Origin of the sequence: Streptomyces sp. CB01881 (genome assembly GCF_002953255.1) — a bacterium.
Taxonomy (GTDB): domain Bacteria; phylum Actinomycetota; class Actinomycetes; order Streptomycetales; family Streptomycetaceae; genus Kitasatospora.
Map to the genome: position 1 here is coordinate 11,007,828 of NZ_CP026498.1, position 1,784 is coordinate 11,009,611.

A 1,784-nucleotide genomic window follows, 5' to 3' on the forward strand; every position below is an offset into this window, starting at 1 on the left:
CGGCAAGGAGGCTCGCCGAGATCGTGGGCCGCGACCCCCGCGCCTTCGGCGGCCACGACCTGATCGCCGCCCTCGCCGCCCTCGTGTGCACCCGGACCGCCCCGGACACCGGCTGCGCCGCGTCCGGCAACTACACCTGGGCCACCTCGGTGTTCTCCCAGGCGCTCGGCATCATGGCGCAGCTGCGCGCCGGCGACACGGCCGGCGCCGCCGCCCCGGTCGCCTACCTGAAGAGCCTTCAGCACGCGGACGGCTCCTGGCCGAGCCTGATCCCGGCCACCGGCGACTCCGACGTCGACAGCACGGCGATGGCCGTCATGGCGCTCGCGCTCGCCCCCGGGGACGAGGCCGCCGGGACCGTCGACAAGGGCCTCGGCTGGCTCGCCGCCCGGCAACTGCCGGACGGCGGCTTTCCCGGCGCGGCCGGCGACTCGACGAACTCGGCCGCCCTCGCGGTCCAGGGCATGACGCTCCGCCGGGCCACGTACGGCGGGCAGATCGCCAAGGCGCTCGACTTCCTTGCCGGCCAGCAGAACGCCGACGGCGGGTTCAACGTCGCGTCCGCCGGACAGCAGGGTTCGGACGTCCGCGCCTCGACGCAGGTGCTGGGTGGTGCCACGGGTGTCTCCTTCGGCACGTTGTCCCGCACCATCGGCGGCACGCCCACGCCCACGCCGACCGGGACTCCGACCGCGACGCCCACGGGTACGCCGACCCCGACCGGTACTCCGACCCCGACCCCCACGGGTACGCCGACCTCCACGGGGACACCGACCGCGACCGCGACCGGTTCAGCGACGGCAACCGCCTCCGCGACGTCCGCGGCCGTGCCGTCGTCCGGTGAAGGCGCGACCGCCGGCCGCCCGTCCGACGCCGTGCTCGTCGGGGACGCCGGCACTGCCGGCGCCCCGGTGCGCGACGGCGGCCCCGTCCAGGCCGCCGGTGGCACTCTGGCCGGCACCGGCACCGATGCCCTGGTGCTGACGGGCATCGCCGGTCTGCTGACCGTGGCCGGCACGGCAGGGGTCCTCGTCGCCCTCCGCCGTACGGCCTCCGCCCCGGGGCGTTACCGGTGAGCCGGCGGCTGGGACGGCTGTCCGGAGCGGCGGTCCTGACGTTCGCCCTCGCCTCCGGTGGCGTCGGGCTGGGGACGGTCCCGGCGTCCGCGGCGCCGACGCCGATCGAACAGTGCACCACCACCTCGGGCGTGGTGCTCGCCGTCGACTTCAGCCGGTGGGGCGGCCCGCTGCTGCGCTCCTGCGGGACCACCCCGACGACCGGGTATGCCCTGCTCAACCAGGGCGGCTGGAAGACCACCGGGACGGGGCACGACGGCCCGGCGTTCATCTGCCGGATCGGTTACAGCGGCTTTCAGGGCGGCAAGCAGTACCCCGCTCCGGACCAGGAGAAGTGCGTCCTGACGCCCCCGGCCACGGCCTACTGGTCGTACTGGCACGCCGATCCGGGCCAGAATGACTGGTCCTACAGTCAGCTCGGCGCGATGAGCTACCAGCCGAAGCCGGGCAGCGTCGACCTGTGGATCTTCGGTGGCACGAACATCGAGGGCACCGAGGGGCGTCCGGCCATCTCACCGGACACCGTGCGCGCCCGGAACACCACTCCGGGCGGCGCCGCCGCCACCCCCGAACCGCCCCGACCGCCGGCCGGTGGGGGAGGGGCAGCCGGCGGTGGCTCCGGTGGGACGAACGGCGGGAGCGGAACCGGCACCGGTGGGAACGGCGGAGGTTCCGCGGGCACGAACGGTGGATCCTCGTCCGGCACCG

The 1,784-nt window shown here is 75.3% G+C and carries 1 protein-coding gene and 1 pseudogene; both read left to right on the plus strand.

The window, feature by feature from the left end:
• The coding region (locus C2142_RS41310) for a terpene cyclase/mutase family protein (protein WP_241003065.1) at window positions 1-1,076 on the plus strand (1,076 nt) is incomplete at its 5' end.
• A gap of 68 nt (window positions 1,077-1,144) precedes the next feature.
• Window positions 1,145-1,784, plus strand: a pseudogene (locus tag C2142_RS37415) (hypothetical protein); the annotation flags it as partial.